The organism is Roseovarius sp. MMSF_3298 (assembly GCF_030733705.1).
GTDB lineage: Bacteria > Pseudomonadota > Alphaproteobacteria > Rhodobacterales > Rhodobacteraceae > Roseovarius > Roseovarius confluentis.
The window spans coordinates 321,851-328,443 of the sequence record NZ_JASHIN010000003.1; the positions used below are offsets into that span (position 1 = coordinate 321,851).

Genomic DNA, 6,593 nt, shown 5'->3' on the forward strand with positions numbered 1-6,593 from the left:
GTTGGGTTCATTTTTTAGTTTCTTTTGGGCTTTGGCCGCGTGCAGAACGCGAACCGGTCCAGAGCTAGGCGGGCTGCAGCATGATCGAGTGGGGTTTCGCTCACCACAATCTCTCCGTCCCACCCAAAGGGATCGGAAGAATTGGGGCGCAAGGCATCCTCGATACCCGCGCGATAGGTATCGACCTGCGCGACCGGCCCCCAGAGCAGAATGGCGTCCGGCGAGGTCACCGTGACCGCCGATTTCAACGCCTGCCCCAGGTAATGACCGGCAGTTCTGAAGGCGGAACTCACAGCCTCATCGTCCCTGCTCCGTTCGATCAGCGCGGTCAGCATCGGTACGAGTGCAGCATCGTGCGGGCCAGGCGCGGCATATTCTTCCACCAGCCCCAACATGCGCAGCACCGCGAAACCAGACGCCACGGTGGCAAGGCATCCCTTGCGCCCGCAGTTGCATCCGTGGCCAATGCCGTTCACCGGCATGTGGCCCATCGTCGCGACCACCGGCTGTCGTCCGCGCAGGAGGTTTCCATCGACGATGCAGCTTGCCCCGATCCCCAGCGCGACAGACACGAGAAGCGTGTTCTGCATACCGCCCCCCTTGCCGAACTTCCGCTCGGTTTCGTTCAGGGCGTTCTGCATACTGTCCACGAACACCGGCAGACCGAGGTCCGCGCCGACCAGGTCGGCGACGGCCACGTCGTTCCAGCCCAGGTCCGGCGAGGTAGCGATCCACCGCCCCGTTCGGTCGACTTGGCCGACACAAGCGACGCCCACCGCCAGCAATGTCGATTCAGGAACACCGGCCTCGGCGACCAACTCCCGCGCGACCTCGGAGAGCTTTTGCAAAGTGCTTTCCGGGTCCGATTGCGCGATCCTTGGAATCTGGCGCGATGCGATGACACGCCCGGTCAGGTCCGAGACCGATGCAGATTGCCTGTAGGCATTTATAGCCAATCCCACCACATGATGCTGATCCGGTCGGAGCAGCAATTCCACTGCACGCCGACCGGCGGCCGTATTGGACAGCGCGCTGCCTTCGAGAAGGTACCCATCAGAGATCAGAGATTGCGTAACGCGCGTGATAACCGACTGGCTCACCCCGATCCGCTTGGCCAGAACCGAACGCGGAAGCGCGCCATTAAGAAGTAGTTCACCTAAAACTTGTCTAGATTGAAGCGGAAGCATTCCGAATCTCCTAATTAATTTCATTCTAGAAGAAATTAATTAGTAAGGAAAGGTTCTTCAGGTTTTGTCGCAAAGTTTTTGGTTGTTTGAAAAACGCCTTTCGCAGGACGCACTTATTCTGCGAGGGCCGCAAATTGCTTAAACGGCGAGATCCCTGTTTGACCGACTTGGCCCTTGCGGATCATGTGTGCGGCCTCGATCCCAGCAAGTGTGGCGGCAGCGGAATGGAACGACTTGAATCCGAGGCTTGGCCGCGTGATGCGCTTGATAAATCGATGGTCCTGTTCAACAATATTGTTGAGATATTTCGACTGGACAATGTTGATAGTCCGTCCCGCCCGAGTGAATTTGAGGATGACGTTCAAACTTTGCAAGCCTGCCAGATTGGCGCCACTCTTGTCGATGGCAATCCGATCAGGGATACCATTTGTGCCAACCGCTTGTTTGAAGAACCTGCGCGCAGCGGCTGTGCCGCGGCGTTCAGATAACATGAAATCAAGGGTTTGGCCGTCACGGTCAACTGCGCGGTACAGGTAAGTCCACTTGCCACGAACCTTGATGTAGGTTTCGACCATCCGCCACGATTTGGCTGTTGACCGCTTTCTGGCCTGTGCCTTTTCGGCGATCAACGGTGAGAACTTCACGACCCAGCGATTCAGCGTGGCGTGATCAATTTCAACGCCGCGCTCGGCCATGATTTCCTCAAGATCTCGATATGAGACCCCGTAGCGGATATAGAAAAATACCGCGTACAAGATCACCGATCTTGGACAATGGCTGCCTTTGAAATCAATTGTCATGTTTGAGCACCCGCCTTCAAAATCAAAGACCAGTTGCTTACACAACACGCCCAACACCCAAAAGTTTGCGACAGAACCGTTCAAATTACGCCAGATCCTATCCAGGGATTGGGTGGCAATTCAGCCGACAGTTTTTTCGCCGGGTCGGAGTGTGCATTGCCATCGCCTGCGCCAAAATCTTCGGTTAAAAGCGTATCTGATAGCCGTTAGCGTCATAGACGTGCACCTTCAAGCTGCACGCTTTCGGACGAAGACCAATGACTGGGTGATTACGTGGTGAACGGGCTTGCACATGCCGAACTGATCGCTGTTCTTGTCGCGGTCACAGACAATGACCCCAGGGTAATGACCGTAAATGCAGGCGATGCGTTGCCTTCGGGTCCGTTCGAATCCGAACACCGCAGTTTGCAGAGTGGCCTTCGCGTCTGGATTGAGAGTCAGACAAAGCATCCGGTGGGATATCTCGAGCAGCTTTACACCTTTGGTGATCGTGATCGTACCCCGTCTGCCGAGGGCGTGGGTGGGCAAGTTCGCCAGATATCCATTGGCTATCTCGGCCTTGTCCGCGAACAGGACGCCCTCGGCGCCGACCGGCCGCAATGGCGCGGATGGTATGACTATTTCCCGTGGGAAGATCATCGTACGGCCCGACCGGAGGTTCTGGGCGAGCTGTACGCAAGGCTGCATCATTGGGCGCAAGGCGATGAATTGCGTTGTCAGCGCATCAACTTCCTGTTCGGCCAGAATGGCATGGCCTGGAACGAGGACCTTGTTTTGCAGCGCTATGAACTGATGTTCGAGGCCGGGCTGACCGAAAACTTTATTCAATCTGGTGTGCAGGGTTTCGGACGCGTCATGACCGGAGATCACCGGCGTATCCTTGCGACCGGGATTGCGCGGCTCCGGGCAAAAATCAAATACCACCCTGTAGTGTTCGAACTGATGCCGGACTGCTTTACTCTGCTTCAGTTGCAGCGCACGGTCGAGGCTCTGTCCGGTCTGCCGTTGCACAAACCGAATTTTCGGCGGCAAATCAGCCAACAGGAGCTGATCGAAGAAACCGGAGAAATGTCGGGCGACATGCGGGGGCGGCCGGCCAAGCTGTTTCGGTACCGTAATGACATTGTGGAAGCGCGCGCTCTGACCAGTGTACGTTTGCCGGTCTCGCGGTAGTCAGGTCCAGACGGGAAGGGGAGTTGACTTAATCTCAATTGGAGCATATTCCATGTGAAAATGTACTCAAAGTGAGAATTAAGAAATCCCATGGCCGCACTTCGCCTTCCCGAGCTTTATGATCGTGTCGCAAAGATCATCCCGGAACCGGACTGGATCCAGATGGAGGGGGACATAGAGGCAATCCTACAGCTCAAACGCGATAAGCGTGCGGTGATACTTGCGCACAATTACCAGACCCCGGAAATCTTTCATGGGGTCGCCGATATTGTAGGGGACAGCCTGGCGCTGGCACGGCAGGCCATCGAAGTTGAGGCGGATGTGATCGTGCTGGCAGGGGTGCATTTCATGGCGGAGACGGCGAAGCTGCTGAACCCCGGAAAAACTGTTCTGATCCCGGATACCGGCGCGGGTTGCTCATTGGCGGAATCGATCACGCCGGCGGATATCGGGCTGTTGCGGCAGGCCAATCCCGGCGTGCCGGTCGTTACTTATGTGAACACATCGGCAGCCGTGAAGGCCGCGTCGGATATCTGCTGCACGTCCGGCAATGCGAAACAGGTGGTCGAGTCGTTGGGCGTCCCCAAAGTGTTGATGGTGCCGGACGAATACCTTGCCAGGAACGTGGCCAAGGAAACGGAGGTGGAAATCATTTCCTGGAATGGCCATTGCGAGGTGCATGAACTGTTCACGGCGGCGGACGTGCGCGGCATCCGCGAGGGGTGGCCCGGAGTAACTGTACTGGCTCATCCAGAATGCCCGCCCGAAGTTGTCGCGGAGGCTGATTTCTCGGGCTCGACCGCCGTAATGTCAGATTATGTCGGGCAGAAAGGACTGAACCGAGTGGTCCTGCTGACGGAATGTTCCATGAGCGATAACGTTTCTGTGGATCACCCGGATGTGGAGTTCGTGCGCCCGTGCAACTTGTGCCCTCACATGAAGCAGATCAGTCTGCGTAATATCCGGGTCGCGCTGGAAAAGGGAACTCACGAGGTTGTAGTGGACCCGACCATCGCTGAAGATGCCCGGCGCGCCGTAGAGCGGATGCTGGCGATCTGATGCAGGACCGTTTCACACCCTTCGATGGTCGGGAAACGGCCGCGATCACTCCGCCACCCCGTTCGGTCATCGAAAACGCGGTCCGGCGCGCACTAGATGAAGACTTGGGGATGGCCGGGGATGTGACCTCGGCGGCAGTGATCCCAGCCGACCATTGTTCGGTGGGTACCGCCATCACGCGCCAACCCGGCATTATTGCCGGGATGGACTGCGCGGAGCTGGCCTGCGCCCTGATCGACCCCGGCATCGCCGTCACCCGCCATGTCGAGGACGGCGCCGCTGTTCTGCCCGGTTCAAGGGTCGCGACCTTCCGGGGATCGTCACGCAGCATCCTGACCGCGGAGCGCACCGCATTGAATTTCCTGTGTCACCTTTCCGGGGTCGCTACGGCTACCGCTGGTCTGGTCCGTGCCGTAGACGGGACGAAAGCGGCCATCGTTTGCACCCGGAAGACGACACCCGGCCTGCGCGCACTCGAGAAGTACGCGGTGCGCGCGGGTGGCGGTATGAACCACCGCTTCTCGCTCGGCGATGCGGTGCTTATCAAGGACAACCATATCGCGCTGGCGGGCGGAATCGGCCCGGCACTCAAGCGAGCACAGTCCGAAATCGGGCACATGGTGAAGATCGAAATCGAGGTCGACACGCTAGAGCAACTGGCCGAGGTGCTGACGATTGGCGCCGACGCCGTGTTGCTTGACAACATGGAGCCTGGCACCCTGCGTAAAGCTGTAGTCATGATCGACGGGCGTGCGATCACCGAGGCGTCAGGTGGCGTTACACCGGAGACCGTTGCCGAGGTGGCGGCCTCGGGCGTGGACCTGATCTCGCTTGGCTGGATTACGCACAGCGCTCCAGTGCTCGATATCGGACTGGATTTCGTCTCGGCAGAGCGATGATGCGCCGCTTCTGAAGGTGTGCGGTGCTGTGCATGAGCCAACCCGGTGGCGGCTGAAAGGCTGGGCAAGTTTTAGATTTGAGAAAGAAACAGTCTGTGAGCTGTGGGTGATTGAGCTCGTAACCCTAAATTTTGAGCAACCGTTCCGAATAGCCGGATACAGCGTTGCATCTTGAATTCCACTGAATGGCTGTTTCATATCTACGATCCATAAGGCGCCTGAGAAAATGCCTAGCAATTTAAATTTTTGCTAGGCATATTGTGCCAAGCAAAACATGAAAGTGATAGGCATGACTTCCCTCAGCAGCATCGCAATGAGCGCATATACCGATTTGGTACGTCTCTTAAGGGATGAAGCAGTCTCCGGAGTGAAAGGCAAGCCGACGCTGAAAAAACGCGGCGACAAGGCGTATTGGTACGCCGCGCGCCGCGTCGGACACGACACGCGTTTCTTCTATATCGGTGAAGATAACGAGGAAACGCGTGGACGCATCGACCGCATCGAAGAACTGCAAGAAACTGCCAAAGAGCGGCAGGCCGAGCAATCTCGCCTGGTCCGACTGCTTCGTGCCGAAGGCATGACACCGACCGATCGGGCGACGGGCTCAATTTTATCTGCGATGGCACATGCGGGGACGTTCAGATTGGGCGGCACAATTGTCGGTACGAATGCGTTTCGCCTATATGAAGGCGAGCTTGGGGTACGGCTGCCATTGGGCGGGATGGCGAACACCGGCGACATCGACATCGCACAGTTCCAAAAGCTCAGCGTCGCGTTGCGGGACCAAGTTGACCCAAGTCTGGCCGAGACCTTTTCGGCGTTGAAGTTCGATCCGGTGCCCGGGCTCGACAAAGGGCGGACATGGCGATGGACGCAAGGGGGCAGCGGCCAATTGGTCGAGTTCCTGACGCCTGCTTTCGGGGACGAGAGCGTTAAGGACCTACCCGCGCTTGGTGTCAACGCGCAGGCACTCAACTACCTCAATTTCCTTATTGCGGAGCCGATTTATGCAGCGGCCATCTATAGGTCAGGGATACTGGTCCAGGTGCCGCGTCCGGAGCGCTACGCAATTCACAAGTTGATTATCGCGGATCGTCGGCGCGACGGGGCAGGGAGCCTGAAGGCAGTCAAGGATAGGGAACAGGCTGCGTTTCTCATAGAAACGCTGGCGGAGGATCGGCCTGACGATATATCACGAGCATATGCCGCGGCCCAGGATGTCGGCCCGCGCTGGCGGGAGCACATTGCAAACTCACTTGACCGCATGCCTGAAACGCATGACATTTTGAGCAGACTTTAACGTCGATCATCGTAGCGACGATGTACATTTCATCACTGGCACGGCGATCATCGCCATGGTGATGATGTCGACCAGCCCGATCTCTGTCCGTCTTCAGAGTTTTTCGGACAAGTCGTTTGTTTTGGTAACGGAGGCTCTGGTTCGGTTTCTGTTTGAGTTTAGGCGGCCGCGGCTT

Annotated in this window: 6 protein-coding genes; 4 read left to right on the plus strand and 2 right to left on the minus strand. The window is 57.5% G+C overall.

Features of this window, described 5'->3' with window-relative positions:
- Positions 1–14: 14 nt before the first annotated feature.
- Both RBB18_RS05275 and RBB18_RS05280 read right to left on the minus strand, forming a co-directional pair.
- A complete protein-coding gene (locus tag RBB18_RS05275; protein WP_306121236.1) occupies positions 15–1,100 on the minus strand; it encodes an ROK family protein in 1,086 nt (361 codons plus the stop codon).
- A 200-nt stretch (positions 1,101–1,300) separates the two neighbouring features.
- A complete protein-coding gene (locus tag RBB18_RS05280) occupies positions 1,301–1,987 on the minus strand; it encodes an IS6 family transposase (protein ID WP_306110396.1) in 687 nt (228 codons plus the stop codon).
- Between the two features lie 276 nt (positions 1,988–2,263).
- On the opposite strand from RBB18_RS05280, the gene RBB18_RS05285 reads away from it, so the two are divergent.
- The 4 genes from RBB18_RS05285 (at position 2,264) to RBB18_RS05300 (ending at position 6,418) form a co-directional block, all read left to right on the plus strand.
- Positions 2,264–3,160 (plus strand): hypothetical protein, encoded by an 897-nt coding sequence (locus tag RBB18_RS05285; protein ID WP_306110397.1) that lies wholly within the window; start codon positions 2,264–2,266, stop codon positions 3,158–3,160.
- A 90-nt stretch (positions 3,161–3,250) separates the two neighbouring features.
- A complete protein-coding gene (gene nadA / locus RBB18_RS05290; protein ID WP_103762534.1) occupies positions 3,251–4,219 on the plus strand; it encodes a quinolinate synthase NadA in 969 nt (322 codons plus the stop codon).
- The gene (gene nadC / locus RBB18_RS05295) at positions 4,219–5,118 is read left to right on the plus strand and encodes a carboxylating nicotinate-nucleotide diphosphorylase (RefSeq protein ID WP_103762533.1); all 900 of its coding nucleotides are present in this window, start codon (positions 4,219–4,221) and stop codon (positions 5,116–5,118) included. The genes nadA and nadC overlap by 1 nt, the downstream gene beginning before the upstream one ends.
- A gap of 313 nt (positions 5,119–5,431) precedes the next feature.
- Positions 5,432–6,418, plus strand: coding sequence for a GSU2403 family nucleotidyltransferase fold protein (locus RBB18_RS05300; RefSeq protein ID WP_306110398.1), 987 nt, complete (start codon positions 5,432–5,434; stop codon positions 6,416–6,418).
- The last annotated feature ends 175 nt before the right edge of the window (positions 6,419–6,593 follow it).